The organism is Microcoleus vaginatus FACHB-2002, from assembly GCF_040004035.1.
GTDB lineage: Bacteria > Cyanobacteriota > Cyanobacteriia > Cyanobacteriales > Microcoleaceae > Microcoleus > Microcoleus vaginatus_C.
Genome location: NZ_JAMPLN010000019.1, coordinates 1 through 17,682, shown reverse-complemented (window position 1 = coordinate 17,682; position 17,682 = coordinate 1). Strand labels below are relative to the sequence as shown.

Here is a 17,682-nt window from a genome sequence, read left to right as displayed (position 1 = left end):
CCTCAACAGGTTTGTTTCCCTTGGTTGCAAGAGTGACAACTAAGACAGAGACAGAGGTTAGTGACTCGATTAGAACCTCCCTTGCTTTTTGCAAGAATGTGTTCGATCTCGAAGGGGACATTTTCAACGCTACAGTAAGCACATTTCATACCCCATTTTTGAAGTAGGTACTCTTTAACCTCGAAGCCGAACAATTCGCCCCTTTGGTACTCAACCGGGGCGAACGCATCTTATTGGAAACTGTTCATCAGTGATGAGTGTATTTTGAGATGAATTCACCATTATTAGAAGCTACAGACACGCTTTGTAAGGGCTTTTTAAATGGCGAACTAATTAAGGAGGGGTTTTACTTAAAACTAATTGTGAAAAAATAAAAATATTACAACCACTGTTGACAAGTTGTAGAAGAGTTAGTAATGATTTGTTTGTGAGAATTTAGTTAACTGCCACATCGAGAATCTTAGTCACATATTCATCATCCCACCCCGCTTGAATTCGCTTATTTATTGCGCCGGATTTTGATGTTTTTTGTTGTCAAAAAATTGAAAATTTGTGTCTAATCATAGCAAAGTTTGGCGGAGCATTATCTTTTATAATCCGACAATTATCTTCACGAAAACCCACAGTTAATAGCCAATGTAAATAAAAGTCACTTCCCAATAGCTGCGGACTGATTCACCAAAATGAGAGAGCATCATTTGGTAAGCTACTAATGTAATAACGAGTTTCAATAGTTGTTTTTACTTTCACTATTCTCACTGATTGTATCAGACCTATACTGTGAACTTTCTCCCATTGATTGTCGGGGTTAATCAGCTCTTTGATTCTACTTAAGATTAAGTTATCTCGGATTTCTGAGCGACCGTGGTTGTTCTCTTTCTTGGTCGAATAAGCCCTATGTATCAATTCCGAAAATCCTCCTCTAATTGCTTGCTTAAACAACTCTTTTACTCTGGCATACAGAGATGGCTGGTTCTTTTTTAAGGTGATTACATAATCTCCTTCTTGTACGACAATTGACTTCCCAATTGACCTCGGACAGCCCATCGCATCAATGGTTAAAATGCTTACATTTAATTCTAATACTTTGACTAAAGCCGCAATAGCTGTGATTTTATTGGATTTTTTATCAATTTTAACTTGAGCCTAAAACTAATTTTTGACTGTCGCCCAAACACTGACCGTATGAATTGCTTTGTTATCTCCTCCCCGCTCGTAATAATGGCGAATAGTTTTGCCATCAATTGCAATTAATTATCCTGGATTGAAGCAGCTAATAGATTGAATCCAAGTCAAAAAATATTTCTGGAATTGCTCCGGTTTTAGGCGAGAAAATACTCGCGCAATTGTGTCATGGGTCGGGATGCCCTTCGGCAATTCTAAAATTTTATTTAACCATTCGTATTGAGCTGCGCCCATCACTTTCGATATCCACCCATGTATCAGCACCGCAAATCACGGCACAAATTGAGATTGTTGGTGATAATATCAATTAATTGATGATGTTTCGGTCGCTCAATTCTTGGCTCTTCTCAGTCAAAAAAATGGGCAGATTTTTTGCCTTTTACTGTGACTCGATCGACAAATCGGCACATATATTTTTCTCGATCGCCCAAACCCTCTAGAATTGAGTCACTAACTAAAATGCCCGCCCCCTAAGCTGTCGCGCATTTAAATTGTATATTCAGGGCGGGTGGGACGCCCACCCCACAAGACTTTGATTTTTTTTGACATACAATTTAAATACAGAACAGCTTAAACAGTTATTTATGAGCTTTGAGTTACAACTTACCAGAGCTGCTCTCCAGCAAAAAACTAGCATAAATAGCAGCGTATATCCCAAGCAAAACGCTGTTTCATCAAATTTTTACGGGACAACGATAATTAAAACCTAGTCTTTATGTGGCTCACAAAATATCGGACAACTAGGCTTTTCCTGATTCAAATGGTTTGTTTTATTTAGATAAATTATATTATGTGCGCTTACTTCCTGCTATTAAAAACGGTTGAATTAAAAATAAAAAATTAGCTGTCTGTCCCTGAAAGTAGCCACAAAATTAAGCTATATTATAGCAGATTTCAGGAAAGTGAGATTTGCTATGGCTGACTCTATTGCTCGTCGCTTGGAACAATACACGGTAAAACGATCGCACGAAGTTTTAATCGTCAAGGCCGAAATAGACGGCGAGTTCGATGAAATTGCTATTTTTAAAGGCTTTTCTAGCTCCCTGACGCGATCGACCGCTTTCGATCCAGAGGTTCCTGTTTTGCCGGAGGAAGCAAAAATTGTCAGTGTCGATCGCGTGGAGAGTCCCTACAATCCAAATAACCCCCGCTATCTTCAGCAGGGGTTATCTTGGGAAACAATGCAATCTCTATTGTCCGAAGCGGGAGTTTAGCAAAACATTAGGGACACAACGCGAGCAAAAGAGTAGGGACACAACAATGTTGTGTCCCTACTACAAAAGCACTATGTCCTTACCCTGAGAGCTAGAGCGTGCCGCCGGCAGCTTGGAAACGAGCTCTCGCGCGTTTGATTGCTTGCTTAGCTTTAATTTGCTCTTGGTCAGTGCCACTAGCGGACTTTTCCAAACGAGCTACTGCTTCGGTGTAAGCAGTACGAGCAGCTTCTTTATCAATGGTTTCGCCTTTTTCAGCGCCGTTGACAAGAATAGTAACTTTGTTTTCTTGGATTTCTGCAAAGCCACCCATCAGAGCAATAGACACCCATTCCTTGCCGGGACGGACGCGCATCACTCCGGTATCCAAAGCTGTCAACATTGGAGCGTGACCGCTCAAGATACCCAGTTGGCCTGTGGTGCTCGGCAGAATTACTTCTTCAGCATTAGAATCCCAAACAGTTTTGTCTGGGGCCACTACGCGCACAGTTAATGTCATAAATTGTCAGTTGTCGGTTGTCAGTTGTCAGTTGTCAGTTGTCAGTTGTCAGTTGTCAGTTATCAGTTGTCAGTTGTCAGTTGTCAGTTGTCAGTTGTTACCAATAACCAATAACTAATAACAAATAACTAATAACTACTGACTCATGACTCATGACGACTGACTACTGACTCATGACTAAAATTACTTGGCGTCAGCTTTCATTTTTTCAGCTTTGGCGATCGCCTCGTTGATATCGCCGACCAAATAGAAAGCTTGTTCCGGTAATTCATCAAGTTCGCCAGCCAAAATCATCTGGAAGCCCTTAATGGTGTCTGCCAGCTTGACGTACTTACCGGGGGAACCGGTGAACACTTCTGCTACGAAGAACGGTTGAGACAAGAACCGTTCAATTTTGCGAGCGCGCGAAACTGTCAAGCGGTCATCTTCTGACAGCTCATCTAAGCCCAAAATTGCAATAATGTCTTGCAATTCCTTATAGCGTTGCAGAGTAGACTGCACCTGACGAGCAACACCATAGTGCTCTTCGCCGACAACGCTAACTTGCAACATCGTAGACGTAGAATCCAGCGGGTCAACCGCAGGATAAATCCCCTTCGCAGCCAAACCGCGAGACAACACAGTTGTAGCGTCCAAGTGAGCAAAAGTAGTAGCCGGTGCGGGGTCAGTCAAGTCATCCGCAGGTACGTACACAGCTTGAACCGAAGTAATGGAACCTTCGGTAGTCGAAGTAATCCGTTCTTGCAAGTCGCCCATGTCTGTACCGAGAGTCGGCTGATATCCTACAGCCGAAGGCATCCGACCCAACAGAGCCGATACCTCAGAACCCGCTTGCACAAACCGGAAGATATTGTCAATGAACAGCAGCACGTCTTGCTTGCTGACATCACGGAAGTATTCGGCCATCGCCAGAGCCGACAGGCCCACGCGCATCCGAGCACCAGGCGGCTCGTTCATTTGACCGTAAACCAGAGCAATTTTTGACTTGCTGCGGTCTTCTTCGTCAATAACCCCCGACTCGATCATTTCTTTGTAGAGGTCATTGCCTTCGCGGGTACGCTCGCCCACACCCCCGAACACGGACACGCCACCGTGAGCCTTGGCGATGTTGTTCACGAGTTCCATCATAATCACGGTTTTGCCGACGCCTGCGCCGCCGAACAAACCGATTTTGCCACCGCGACGGTAGGGCGCGAGCAGGTCAATCACCTTGATACCAGTTTCAAACACCGAAGGCTTGGTTTCCAGTTCGGTGAAAGCCGGCGGGTTGCGGTGGATGGGCATACTTTCGGAAGTATTGACCGGGCCGAGGTTGTCTACGGGTTGACCGATGACGTTAAAAATCCGGCCGAGAGTTGGGATTCCGACGGGAACTTGGATCGCTTCCCCGGTATCTACTACTTCCATTCCACGCACCAAGCCGTCGGTGGTACTCATAGAAACGGCGCGCACTTGGCTGTCTCCGAGCAGTTGTTGAACTTCGCAGGTAACGGCAACGTCTTGACCTGCTTCGTTTTTGCCGGAAATTGTGAGAGCGTTATAGATTTGGGGCAGTTTGCCGCCTGGGAATTTTACGTCTACAACTGGCCCGATGATTTGGGTGATGTAGCCTACGTTCGTTTTTTCTGCGGTGGATACCATGAATAGTGCCTTTGTTAGGATGCTATTTTTCCCGTTATGGAAAAAGTCTTAACATTTAGAAATGCTATTTCTCAGAGTACCACTGAACAGACGCACTATTTAGATTTGTATGGGGCTGGTTAATACTCATTTTTATGGTTACTGCCCTCGCTTTTTTTTCCTGCGAGCTGCAGCCAAAGCTCCGAGCCCCAGCATAGTCCCGAACACTGTGACTGGTTCGGGGACTGGTTCGGGGACTGGTTCGGGGACTGGTCCGGGGACTGGTTCGGGGACTGGTCCGGGGACTGGTCCGGGGACTGGTCCGGGGACTGGTTCGGAGACTAACTGAGCCGACACGGTGAAGTCTTCGAAGTCAAGCTCGGTTCCTGGTTGGGCATCGTCGAAGGAGATTTGTGTGCCATTAGCCAGTTCGGCCATTGTGAGGGATGAAAATTGCTCTGGGCCTTTACCGCCGTTGATGTTTGTAAATGAGTCGCTGGAGTTGGGGTTGAGCATAAAGTCACCAAACACAGCAAGCTGACATCCCGCCACCAGACATTCATCTCTTCGGAACTGGGTGCCGGCGGCCCACCATTGGGGGCTGTTCATGAAGGTACTCGACGAGACGTATTGCTCGAAAGGTCTGCCGGTACCCGTGTCGCTCCACAGCAGCAGGGCATAAATTTGATCCTTCAAAAATCTGAAGGTTTGGGTGATGGAGCCGTTTTCCGAGGTGACTGCGTTGCCGAAGGTTCCTTTCCAGTTGTTGGCAGAGCCGTTATCTGAGGGTTTAGTCTCGTAAAACAGTCTGGCGAGGTTGGTGTAGCCATTGTTTCCTGACTCAGCTTGGGCCACCCACAAGCTTGACTGGTAAGGGCTGTGAGATTGGTCGAAGGTAAAGTTTATATTGGTATCTTGCTCGAACTGGATGCCTACAGTGCCGAACGTGAAAGCTCGGACGGGCGTGCAGATGCTGAGCAACATTGTGGTTGCCAAGCTGGCGACTGTAAAAGATGTTTTTTTGACTAGCGTTAAGGTAGTCATAACCCTGATTCCTCCAGTATTGTTAGGTAGTAAGGCGGAAAATGCCCTAAATGCCATGTTGCCGTGACGCGAATCGACGATCGGGAGCCTGCGATATTTAGGACGATCGTCAAACCTAAAGAAGAGGCTCCACACCAGTGAATCTACATACAGATCTCACTTAAGGGTGTTTTGGAGTAAATGAGTGCTTCTTCTAAGAGTTTTCACTGACACCACATTGGCACAGTTTAATCTGTCAGAGCAAGATTTTCATCCTGCCTAGACTTCCAACCTACTATATTTACTTCGTTTTAGTAACTGTCTAAAGTGGAGTGCAAGACTTGCAAATATTGGCTTTCATCAAAAATACATAAAAATTTTAATCGAGCTTTATAAAGTTTTGGTAAAGTTAATCCAAAAAATATAAAGTTTTTGAGAGAAACTCGGCTGTTCGCTTCGTTGTTCCTGAAAGCGTGCTGCAAGCTGGTCGCCGGATGCAGAAAGAAGCAGCGGCGACCGCGAGTAGGGATTTTATCGAGTTTTTTGTCACTCTAAGCAAGCTGTATAACAGGCGAGCGGTACTTACGTAGTTTTGACTAAAGTTCAGAGTTTTTTAAACCCCTAACCCTCGCATTTCGCGCCCTATTTTTCCCCACAGTCCCGGACGCATTAACCCGGTTTTTTAAGGTAATTGGGTCAGGGAAGCAGTGAAAGTCGAAACAATAAACCAAGTTTTATTTTCCGCGCCTGATTTATAGTAAAAAAACTGTTTCTAAGTAAATCATAGTAATTGAAAACATACATTTCCTTGTCCTCTCGTAATTATTCGGCAACCAAAAATAGGCTGAGCCTATTGACATGAGAAATTTTTAGGAGTAACAATAGTAGAAATAAATACGATCGCACTTTAAGCACCATCTTTAAACACAATGACACCTAACAAACTACATTTGCTCGGATGGTTATTCATTGTTGGCTGGCTGAGTGCAGCGGCGGGTTCGGCAAACGCGCAACCCATCGCCCCCGCACCAGACGGCACTAACACACTTGTCACTCCCAACGGCAACCGCTACGACATTTCCGGGGGGTCTTTCAGCGGAGATGGGGCTAATCTTTTTCACAGTTTTACTCAGTTTGGTCTCAGCGAGGCTCAAACGGCTAACTTTCTGACCAATCCCAATATTCAAAATATTTTGGGAAGGATTACTGGGGGTAATCCTTCTTTAATAAATGGCTTAATTCAAGTTACGGGCGGGAATTCCAATTTATTTTTGATGAATCCTGCTGGCATAATTTTCGGACCGAATGCCACTCTCAACGTGCCTGGATCTTTTAATGCTACTACGGCGACAGGGATTGGTTTTGGGAACAATCAGTGGTTTAGTGCGATCGGGCATAACAATTGGGCAACTTTAATCGGGGCACCGAACAGTTTTGCGTTTACCAATTTGCAAGGGGGAAGCATAATTAATGCAGGCAATTTGACGGTGACACCAGGTCAAAGTTTAAGTTTGATCGGCGGTACGGTTGTCAATACGGGTCAGGTAACTGCGCCCAGCGGCAATATTCTCATCAGCGCCGTACCGGGTAACAATTTGGTGCGAATTAGTCAAGCTGGAAATTTATTGAGCTTGGATATTCAGCCGACAGCAAATCAAAGTTCGCTGCCCAACAATTGGACGCAGCCGGTGTTATCTTTGCCGGAGTTGCTGACTGGACAAGGTGTGGCACAGGCGACGGGTTTGACGGTAAATCCCAATGGGGAAGTTGTGTTGACGGGGAATGTTGCTGTGCCGGTAAATGCGGGAACGGCGATCGCATCCGGCACTCTCAATGTCTCTGGCAACACTGGCGGTACTGTAAATATTTTAGGCGACAAAGTAGGAGTTGTTGCAGGCAACATCGATGCTTCTGGGATTAACGGCGGCGGTAATGTACTGATTGGCGGAGATTATCAGGGTTTGGGGACTGTGCCCAATGCTTTGCGGACTTTTGTTAGCAGCGACTCGACGATTAATGTTGATGCTATTAGTAACGGGAATGGCGGGCGAGTCATAGTTTGGGCTGATGAAACTACTCGCTTTAACGGCAATATTACGGCCAGAGGTGGCTTGTTTTCTGGGAATGGCGGCTTTGTGGAAGTGTCGGGAAAGCAATCGCTGGATTTTCAAGGATTAGTTGATTTGCGATCGACCTTTGGAATTGCTGGCACCTTATTATTAGATCCTACTGATATTACTATTAGTACAGGTGCGGATACAGGCGGCACTTTAGCAGAGGGAGCATTTACGCCCTCTGCTGGTACTTCTACAATTAATAATGGGACGCTGCAAACACAGCTAGGTTTGGGAAATGTGACTATTTCCACTGCGTCGGATTTTGCGAATCAAGGTAATATTACCGTCAGCGCTCCGCTCGCTTGGACTAATAATAATTCGCTGACTCTGAATGCGAATAATAATATTAATATTAATAATACCACTATCACCACTCAGGGAGGCACTATTACTCTGAATGCTGATAGTGATAATAATCTAAACGGTGGTGCTGTCAGTATCGTAGGTTCGACGATCGATACTAATGGTGGTAATTTCCTGGGTAATGGTCAGGGGAATCTTGGGTTGGGGCCGGGAATCAATGTCAATAACAGCACAATTAATGCCGGGGGTGGAAACATTGACCTGAATGGTATTGGAGGAAAGGCGACCGCAAACAATAATGGTATTTTGATTTCGGGTGCCACACTACAAACTATTGGCAGCGGGAATATTACTCTCAACGGTACTGGCGGAACCAGCGCATTCACGCCCAATGAAGGTATTGTTGTTACAGGCGAGTCTAAGGTGACTTCAGCGAATGGAAATATCAGCCTGACTGGGATTGGCAATAGTAACGGAACTGGAAGCGACAACAACGGGATTAATATTAATACCAACAGCATAGTGCAATCGGCAGGAACAGGAAGTATTACTTTCAACGGTACTGGCGGGAACGAGACATTTAATAATCTAGGGATATCTATTGACAGCAGTACAGTAGGATCGATCGGAACAGGAAGTATTACTTTCAACGGTACTGGCGGGAACGGGACAGATGGTAATCAAGGGATATCTATTAACAAAAGCACAGTGCAATCGGCTGGGGGAAATGTCAGCCTGAGTGGAACAGGTGCGGGGACAGGAATCCAAAATAGAGGCGTTAATCTAAACAACGCTACAGTCGAGTCAACGGCGGGGAACGGGACTGTCACTATCACCGGGACTGGGGGAAATGGGACGAGTGACAATCAAGGGATAAGGGATTTGGGCAGTACGGTAAAATCCCAGAATGGAGATATCGCCCTAACAGGAACAGGCCAGGGGAGCGCGGACAACAACAGGGGTATTTTGGTGGATGGGGTGGTGGAGTCCACAGGCACCGGGAATGTGACTCTGAGCGGTGTTGGGGGCAATGGGACTAATGAGAATGAAGGGATATTAATCGCCGGCACAGTGAAAGCGCTCTCTGGAAATGTAAGTCTGACTGGTACAGGTGGTGGCACTGGGTTTAGCAACGAGGGTATAGAGATATATTACGGTTTTATCCAAACCGCAGGCTTGGGGAAGGTGACGTTGACGGGGACGGGCAGTGCAGGCACGGACAGTAATTCCGGGATCAGACTCAACTCAGGCAGTGTACGATCGGAGAATGGAGATATTGTTTTAAGCGGTACGGGTGTAGGTGCAGCATTTAGCAACTACGGCATTCACTTCCTCACGTTCGAGGGTAGTAGCAGCGTGCAAGCTATGGAAACGGGTAATATTAGTCTCACGGGAAAGGCTAACAACAATTCCATTCCAATTAACCTCACCGAAGGTGTGATTCACGCGACTAAAGGCGGCACTGTCACTTTGACGGGCGATGAAATTCAATTGTCAGGAACAATTCAAGTTAAAGGTACTGGAACTATCCAGTTGCAGCCGCTTACTCCCACTTTAGATATTACTGTGGGGGGTGATACTGCGGATGCTCGTTTGAATCTCAGCAGTGCTGAACTCGCACCTCCGTTTTTAAATGATGCGTTTTCCCAAATGATTATCGGGCGCACGGATGGGACGGGGAAGATGGCAATTGACCCCGCTGGTGTTACTTTTAATTTGCCCGTCACAATGCAAGCTGGCACAATTGCAGTCGATGGAAACATTACAGGTGAAGACAAGGCTTCAATTACTTTTAAGGCTCCAACGACTAACTTAAATGCAAATATTCTTACCAACGAACAGAATATTACCTTTGGTGGCAAAGTTTCTCTTGGTACGGGTTCTAATGTCACTCTCGATACTGGGTTAACGAATGCAGGCGATATTAGTTTTGGGGGAACGGTTGACGGAGATGGCAACCTAGTTTTAACTACGGGAACAGGCGTTATTAATGTCAACGGGCTAATGGGGGAACCAAAAGCTTTACGTTCCCTGACAACAATCAATTCTTTCGATGTTAAGAGCCCGATCGATTTTTCGATTAAAACTACAGGCAATATTACCGTTGGTAGTATGAGAAATCCCGGACTGGCGATCGCCCTTACCAGCACTAATGGTGATATTGATACGACTGCAGGGGCAATTGATACCACCTCCACTACCGGAAATGGTGGCCCGATTACACTCACTGCCAACAATATTAACGCTAGTAATCTTAACTCCAGTTCCACTGCTGGCAATGGCGGAAAAATCACCCTCACAGGTCAAACAGGCAACATTTTTGCATACTCAGGAGTGGTTAATTCTAGCTCTACTTCTGGTGCCGGTGGAGAGATCGCGATCGCCACTCCCAATGAAGTTGGGATAAATAGCATTGATGCTAATGGATTGCCCGGTACTGGAAATATTAGCATTATCGGCAATGAGATTGGCTTTTCGGGAGCAGGTTCGGCGCAGGGTAAAGGCACTTTTTCAATTCAGCCTTTTTCGCCAAATGTAGGAATTCGCTTCCAGGCTGGACTTCCTGTCGATCCGCAGGCGATCGATATAGGAGCACCGTTTTTATCCTCATTGCGTAATGGCTTTAGTGCCATTGTTTTCGGAGGGAAAACTACTACAGGCAATATCACTGTAGAGAATTTGCCGATATCTTTTCCCGATCCTGTGACTTTCAATACTCAAGGCACTATTTCTGTAAATCCCAATCAATCGATTTCGGGAACTGATAATGCTTCAATTACTCTGAATGCTACAACTAATAACCTGAATGGCAATATTACCACCCAATCTCAAGATATCACAATTAACGGCAATACCCTAGTTGGAGATAGCGTGTTAGTCAGCAATGGCACTGCAGCAGGTGGCAATATTCTGTTTAACAATAACATTGATGGCACTGGCAATCTCACTTTAGAAACAGGTACTGGAAAAATTGAGGTTAAAGGTTTGATCGGCGACGCGACAGTATTAGGAAATCTCACCGTTAACAGTGGTGGTACAACTACCTTTAGTGCTGTCAAGGCTACCAGTTTCACCACCAATGCTGGCGGCACAACCGAACTTAATGGCGATGTCACTACAACTGGCACTCAAACTTATGGAGATGCTGTCACAATTGCCAACAATCCGATTCTCACAGGCAGCGACATTACTTTCAATAATACTGTAGACGGTACCAGCGATTTGACGGCGAAGGCGGTTAGCGGTAATGTTACCTTCAATGGTGCAGTTGGGAATCCAACAAATGCGATCGGCAATTTAACAGCTAACTCTACAGGAACAACCGCATTTAATCAAACAGTCAATGCCGCGAGTTTGACTACAGATGCTGGCGGTACAACTCAAGTCAAGGGAAATGTCACTACAACTGGCAGTCAAACTTATGCAGATGCTGTCACAATTGCCAATAATCCGATTCTCGCAGGCAGCGACATTACTTTCAGTAATACTGTAGAGGGTACCAGCGATTTGACGGCGAAGGCGGTTAGCGGTAATGTTACCTTCAATGGTGCAGTTGGGAATCCAACAAATGCGATCGGCAATTTAACAGCTAACTCTACAGGAACAACCGCATTTAATCAAACAGTCAATGCCGCGAGTTTGACTACAGATGCTGGCGGCACAACTCAAGTCAAGGGAAATGTCACTACAACTGGCGCTCAAACCTACGGAGATGCAGTTACAATTGCCAATAATCCAATTCTTTCAGGCGACAGCATTACTTTCAATAATACTGTTGATGGTACCAGCGATTTGACTGTGAAGGCGGCTAGCGGTAATCTTACCTTCAAAAGTGCGATCGGCGAAACAACTCCTCTCACTAATTTAACTGCCAACAGCAAGATATCTTTAGGGGGCAATGTCACTACAACTGGCAGTCAAACTTATGCAGATGCTGTCACGGTTGCCCCAAAATCGGTGTTTTCAGGCAGCGACATTACTTTCAACAAGACAGTTGACGTAGCTGGTAATCTGGGTATTGTGGCTGATAATGTCAATCTCAAAGGAACTGTAACAACAACCAATGACGGGGCGCTCACAATTACTAATAAGGTAAATCTCAATATTGAGAATAACCTGAATTTAGACGGTGCATTTATTCAAAATGGCGGGGGAACTGTTGCGGTTAACGGAAATATCGCCACAACTAATGATAACATTAGTTTTAGCGGCCCTGTGACATTAAAAGCGCCTGTAAATTTTACACTCGGAGATGCAACTATTGCTTTCGGTTCTAGTTTATCAGCAGGTAGTAACCCGCTGACTTTAACAGCCGGTGAAATTGATTTTTCTGGGAACGTTTCTGGTACGGGCGCGTTAACACTGCAACCCGCAACAGCGGGACAAAATATTGTTGTTGGGGGAACTGATAACAATACTAGCGCTTTAGATTTGACTGCATCGGAAATTAGTTTAATTCAAAATGGATTTAGCTCGATCGCGATCGGGCGATCGGATAGCAGCGCTAATATTAGTATTCCCTATAATCTCACATTTTTAGACCCAGTAAATATTCAAACGGGAACTGGTACGATCGCACTTGATGGCACTCTTACGGGCAATGACAACAGCAGCATTGCTCTCAACGCTGCCAAAATTAATTTGAATTATGGCATCAATACCAATAAAAATCCGATCGCTCTCAACGGCACAGTCACACTCGGCAACGATATTAATCTCAGTACCAGCGGCGGAGATATTAAGATAACTGGTGCGATAGACGGTAATCATTTGTTGAACTTAGATGCGGCTACAGGCAATGTGCTGGTACAAGGAAATATCGGAGGAACAGCACCACTTTCTGTTTTGAATGTTACGGCAACGCAGGCGGAATTTATTAACGGTAATATTGCGAGCAATTCTGGTTTTAATATTGCTGCTGCCAGCACTAAGTTGGGCGGCAATGTTACTACTAATAATGGCAATATAAATATTAACGGTGTTCTCGGGCTGACGAAAGATGTGAGATTGAGTACCGCTGGGGGGAATATTGCCTTTGGAGGTGCGATCGACAGTATTGATGCGGCCCGCAACTTAACTCTAGCCTCCGGTAGCGGCAGCATCACTTTCAACGGTTCGGTGGGGGCTACCAGCAAGTTAGGAAATGTTGCGATCGAAAATGCTGGCAATGTGACAGGAAACTCAACAATTAACGCGCAACAATTGACAGCACTAAACACGGAAAAAGTCAACTTATCGGGAGATGTCACCGCCGCCAAAGTCGATATTACTGCCAAGGGCGATATAAGTGTTAAAAATATTACTACTAATGGCGGAGAAATTATTTTTACAAGCGGTAATAATTTCACAGCAGGTAATTTGAATACATCGGCAAACAGTGGCGGCAACATAACTGTTAAGGCGATAACTTCAATTACCACCCGACAAATTAACTCTAGCGCTATAGTCGGAAATGCGGGCAATGTGTTCTTAGATCCGATCGGCGATATTCAAGTAGAGTGGATCAATGCCCAAGGCGGTACAGGCGGCACCGGTGGCGAGGTGACAGCAATAACAGGCAATTTTTTCCGCGCTACGGGTGCTTTTTCCACCCCACTATCGCCGACGGGATTTGCTAGCATTTCTACTGCTGGCGGCGCCGGTGGTGGCAAAATTACAATTGTGCACGCTGGGGGAGATGGAGGGACGCCGATTCAACCGTTTGTTGTGGGGGATGCTGCTAGCAACGGTACGGCGGGTGCAATTACAACGGGACAATCTAGCATTACAGATCAGTCGTTTCCGCGTTCTAGTAGTGTTGGTAATATTGCGTTTGTGACTGATGACGCGATCGACCCGACGCCAACACCAACTCCAACTCCGGTAGTAACTCCAACTCCCACTCCAGTTGTCACTCCAACTCCGGTAGTAACTCCAACTCCCACTCCAGTTGTCACTCCGACTCCGGTAGTAACTCCAACTCCCACTCCAGTTGTCACTCCGACTCCGGTAGTAACTCCAACTCCCACTCCAGTTGTCACTCCCACTCCCACTCCAGTTGTCACTCCGACTCCGGTAGTAACTCCAACTCCGACTCCGGTAGTAACTCCAACTCCCACTCCAGTTGTCACTCCGACTCCGGTAGTAACTCCAACTCCCACTCCAGTTGTCCCTCCAACTCCCACTCCGAGTGAAACTCCCACTCCGCTAGTAACTCTAACTCCCACTCCGAGTGAAACTCCCACTCCGCTAGTAACTCCAACTCCCACTCCGAGTGTCACTCCCACTCCGCTAGTAACTCCAACTCCCACTCCGAGTGAAACTCCCACTCCGCTAGTAACTCCAACTCCCACTCCGAGTGTCACTCCCACTCCGCTAGTAACTCCAACTCCCACTCCGAGTGTCACTCCCACTCCGCTAGTAACTCCAACTCCCACTCCGAGTGAAACTCCCACTCCGCTAGTAACTCCAACTCCCACTCCGAGTGTCACTCCCACTCCGAGTGTCACTCCCACTCCGAGTGTCACTCCCACTCCGAGTGTCACTCCCACTCCCATAGATCCTACGGAAATACAAGTGCCCGCACCTGTGACAGCACCAAAATCGCCCACAGCCGCCGATACACCCGCACCGCAAGGAGAATCTTCAACCCCTGATTCAGAAGACTTTCAACGCCGCCAAATTCCACCGCTAGACAATCCCGGTGTAGCAGCCGATCGAATTTTAACCATCGATCAAAGTATCACCAGTCAATTATCCGCCGACATCGTACCATCCCCACAAGAATCAAAACAACCACCTACAGTCAACCCTACTTCTAATGTAGTTCTGGGAGATGTTCCGTCTCCCGATCGACTTTTTGAAGTCAACGACATACAGAATATAGTGTGGGGAATTGAAGAAATGAGGAATCAAGAATTTGGAGAATACTTGGGGGTAAAAGCTAACCTCCCAGAGGAAAATGTCTTGATTTCGACATTCCAAGAAACTTTAAAAAATATCGAACAGCAAACCGGCAAGCGGTCTGGTATTATCTACATAGTCTCGCGAGACGAACAATTAGAACTAATTTTAGTTCCTCCCGTGGGGCGACCGATTCACTACAGCGTCCCCGAAGCCAACAGAGCAGCTCTTTTCCCCACCGTCCAGGAGTTTCGCGCTGAAATCACGAATCCCGCAAAACGCGATACTACGACTTATCTAGCCGCCGCCCAGCAATTATATAAATGGGCGATCGCGCCCCTAGAAAAAGACTTACAAAACTTAGGAATTCAGACTTTGTTACTGTCAGTCGATGCGGGATTGCGAAGCCTGCCCTTTGCCGCTTTGCATGACGGTAAAGGGTTCTTAATGGAAAAATACAGTTTCAGCCTAATTCCAAGTTTTAGTTCGACTAATACCGATTATAAAGCTGTTAGAGACGCCACCGTGCTAGCAATGGGAAGGTCAGAATTTGTTGACCAACAGCCCTTGCCCAATGTGCCGATCGAATTGCAGGCGATTTCGGCTCAGTGGCAAAGCCCATCTTTCCTCAATTCTGCTTTCACTTTAGATAATCTCAAGTCGGAACACGTCAAGGGAGGATTTCGGATCGTTCACCTAGCAACTCACGCTGAATTCAAACCGGGAAAACCCAGCAATTCATACATTCAACTGTGGAATTCCAAATTGCAGCTCGATCGCATGGAGAGTTTGAATTGGCGCAATCCGCAAGTAGACTTGTTAGTATTAAGTGCTTGTAGAACTGCTATGGGCGATCGGGAAGCAGAGTTAGGTTTTGGAGGATTAGCAGTAAAATCCGGCGCCAAATCTGCTTTAGGGAGTTTGTGGTATGTTGACGACGGAGGCACTTTGGGGCTAATGAGCGAATTATACCACCAGTTGCGAGGAACAACAACTAAGGCAGAAGCTTTGCAACTGGCTCAACAAGCAATAATGTCCGGTAAAGTGCGACTGGAAAACGGACAGCTAGTAACAACAGGCGGCCAGTTAAATTTACCTGCTAATTTACCACAAACCAACCAAAACTTTTCTCATCCTTACTATTGGAGTAGTTTCACCATGATCGGAAGCCCTTGGTAAGCTGCCATCTTGATTTCTTGAGTCCGCGAAGGCGGACTTTTGTTGTGTAGTAGCGGTTTCAACCGCCGAACTCGCGAGGGAGAAGTTCTATTTCTGTTTCATCACCACCAAAGTAATATCATCAAAAACCTTCTGAGCGCCAATATACTGCCGCACATCATCAATTACAGCTTCCCGAATTTCTTGGACACAGCGCTGACGATTTTTAACCACCACTTGCCACAACCTTTCTAATCCGTACTGCGCTTTATTAATATCTTTAGCTTCAGGAATTCCATCAGTATAAAGCACTACCACATCCCCAGGATTTAACTGCACTTCTGCTTGAGAAATAAAGTCGCCAATCTCTTCAACTAAGCCAATGGGAAAGCCTAAATCCATCGTGTCTATGCACTCCCGTTTCCCATCCGCGCGCACCACAATCATTTCCTCATGTTGTCCGCTTAATTTCAGGACGCCTCCGGCATAGTCTAAGATAGCTAGAGACATATTTCTAGAGGAGTCCATGCGCTGGAGATTGTCATAAAGAGTCTGGTTGAGGACATCCAAAAACTTCACTGGATCTGTTTCGTTCATTTTCTGAAGCGTCCTCACGGCTGTTTGTGCCATCATCATCAACACGCCACTTTCTAAACCATGTCCCGTGACATCGCCAATGCTAATTTTTACTTGACCATCCTGTTGTAATATGTCGTAGTAATCGCCACCAACTTCATCTGCTGGTTCCATAAAACCAGCTATTTCTAAGCCTTCAATTGCCTCTAATTCTGACTGTTTTGGCAATACCATTTGTTGGAGTTGCTTGACAATATCTAGTTCTGCACTCATGCGGACATTTTCCGCTTTTAGTTTTTGATTCAGGGTGCTAATTTCTTGATTCGCTTCAGCTAGTTGAGCAGTGCGTTCTGCGACTTTATCTTCTAAGTTTTGATAGAGTCGGGCATTTTCAATCGAAATAGCTGCTTGGGAGGATAAGATTTTTAAGACTTCCAATCTATCTGGGGTAAACGCCCCGGTAGTCAGATTATTTTCCAGATACAGAATGCCGATAAGTTTGCCTTGATTAATAATAGGAGCGCATAAAATTGACTTAGGCCGGTTTTTGACAATATAGGGCTCGCTAGTAAAAACTCCGTCGTTAGTAGCATCCAATAAAACCACATCTTCCTGAGTCCTCGCCACATATTGAATTACACCGACTGGCAGGTTTTCGCTATTTTCAATCTTGATTGACTGCAAAACTTTGACTTGTTCTGAATCTACAGCCCCTTCAGCTTCAATCAGCAATTGCCCTTGAGATTCTAAAATTAGGAATCCAACTTGCGCCCCGGCATTTTCGAGCAGAATTTTAATCAAATTCGGTAATAATTGCTCTAGGAAAGTTACCCCAGAAATAGCTTGAGAAGCTTTGATTACTGTTGCTAAATCTAAAACTTCTCCCGAAGTCGTGCCAGTATTAATGCTTGTTGTTGTCGTGTTAGTGTCAATAATTCGAGTAGCGGCTGCAACTTTAGATATTAATTTCGGGTATTTTGCTTCTAAATCTTGGCGTTGCTGAATTGATGTATGATGTAGCGATCAAGAGCCAAAAACATTATTCAAAACAGGATGGAATCTTTAGCTACATTTAATAGTTAGCAGGATATGGGGTGGGAACATC

The 17,682-nt window shown here is 45.7% G+C and carries 7 protein-coding genes and 1 pseudogene; 2 read left to right on the top strand and 6 right to left on the bottom strand.

Features of this window, described 5'->3' with window-relative positions; all coding sequences use genetic code 11:
* Positions 1-2: 2 nt before the first annotated feature.
* A complete protein-coding gene (locus NDI35_RS17035) occupies positions 3-149 on the bottom strand; it encodes an HNH endonuclease (RefSeq protein ID WP_445313770.1) in 147 nt (48 codons plus the stop codon).
* 286 nt (positions 150-435) lie between these two features.
* Positions 436-1,520: pseudogene (locus NDI35_RS17030) on the bottom strand (ISAs1 family transposase).
* A 579-nt stretch (positions 1,521-2,099) separates the two neighbouring features.
* Here NDI35_RS17030 and NDI35_RS17025 point away from each other — a divergent pair.
* The gene (locus NDI35_RS17025) at positions 2,100-2,399 is read left to right on the top strand and encodes a DUF7734 family protein (RefSeq protein ID WP_190743481.1); all 300 of its coding nucleotides are present in this window, start codon (positions 2,100-2,102) and stop codon (positions 2,397-2,399) included.
* Between the two features lie 91 nt (positions 2,400-2,490).
* Here the strand turns inward: NDI35_RS17025 and atpC are convergent, their stop codons facing one another.
* The 3 genes from atpC to NDI35_RS17010 form a co-directional block, all read right to left on the bottom strand.
* Positions 2,491-2,898, bottom strand: coding sequence for an ATP synthase F1 subunit epsilon (atpC, locus tag NDI35_RS17020; RefSeq protein WP_190663502.1), 408 nt, complete (start codon positions 2,896-2,898; stop codon positions 2,491-2,493).
* Between the two features lie 183 nt (positions 2,899-3,081).
* Positions 3,082-4,539, bottom strand: a complete 1,458-nt coding sequence (gene atpD, locus NDI35_RS17015; protein ID WP_006635884.1) for a F0F1 ATP synthase subunit beta — start codon at positions 4,537-4,539, stop codon at positions 3,082-3,084.
* 138 nt (positions 4,540-4,677) lie between these two features.
* A complete protein-coding gene (locus tag NDI35_RS17010) occupies positions 4,678-5,562 on the bottom strand; it encodes a PEP-CTERM sorting domain-containing protein (protein WP_445313769.1) in 885 nt (294 codons plus the stop codon).
* 908 nt (positions 5,563-6,470) lie between these two features.
* Between NDI35_RS17010 and NDI35_RS17005 the strand changes: the two genes are divergently transcribed.
* Positions 6,471-16,022: a CHAT domain-containing protein gene (locus tag NDI35_RS17005; protein ID WP_445313768.1), complete on the top strand. Its 9,552-nt coding sequence runs from the start codon at positions 6,471-6,473 to the stop codon at positions 16,020-16,022.
* A gap of 87 nt (positions 16,023-16,109) precedes the next feature.
* Here NDI35_RS17005 and NDI35_RS17000 read toward each other — a convergent pair whose 3' ends face one another.
* Positions 16,110-17,417, bottom strand: a complete 1,308-nt coding sequence (locus tag NDI35_RS17000; protein ID WP_445313854.1) for a SpoIIE family protein phosphatase — start codon at positions 17,415-17,417, stop codon at positions 16,110-16,112.
* Positions 17,418-17,682 lie beyond the last annotated feature (265 nt).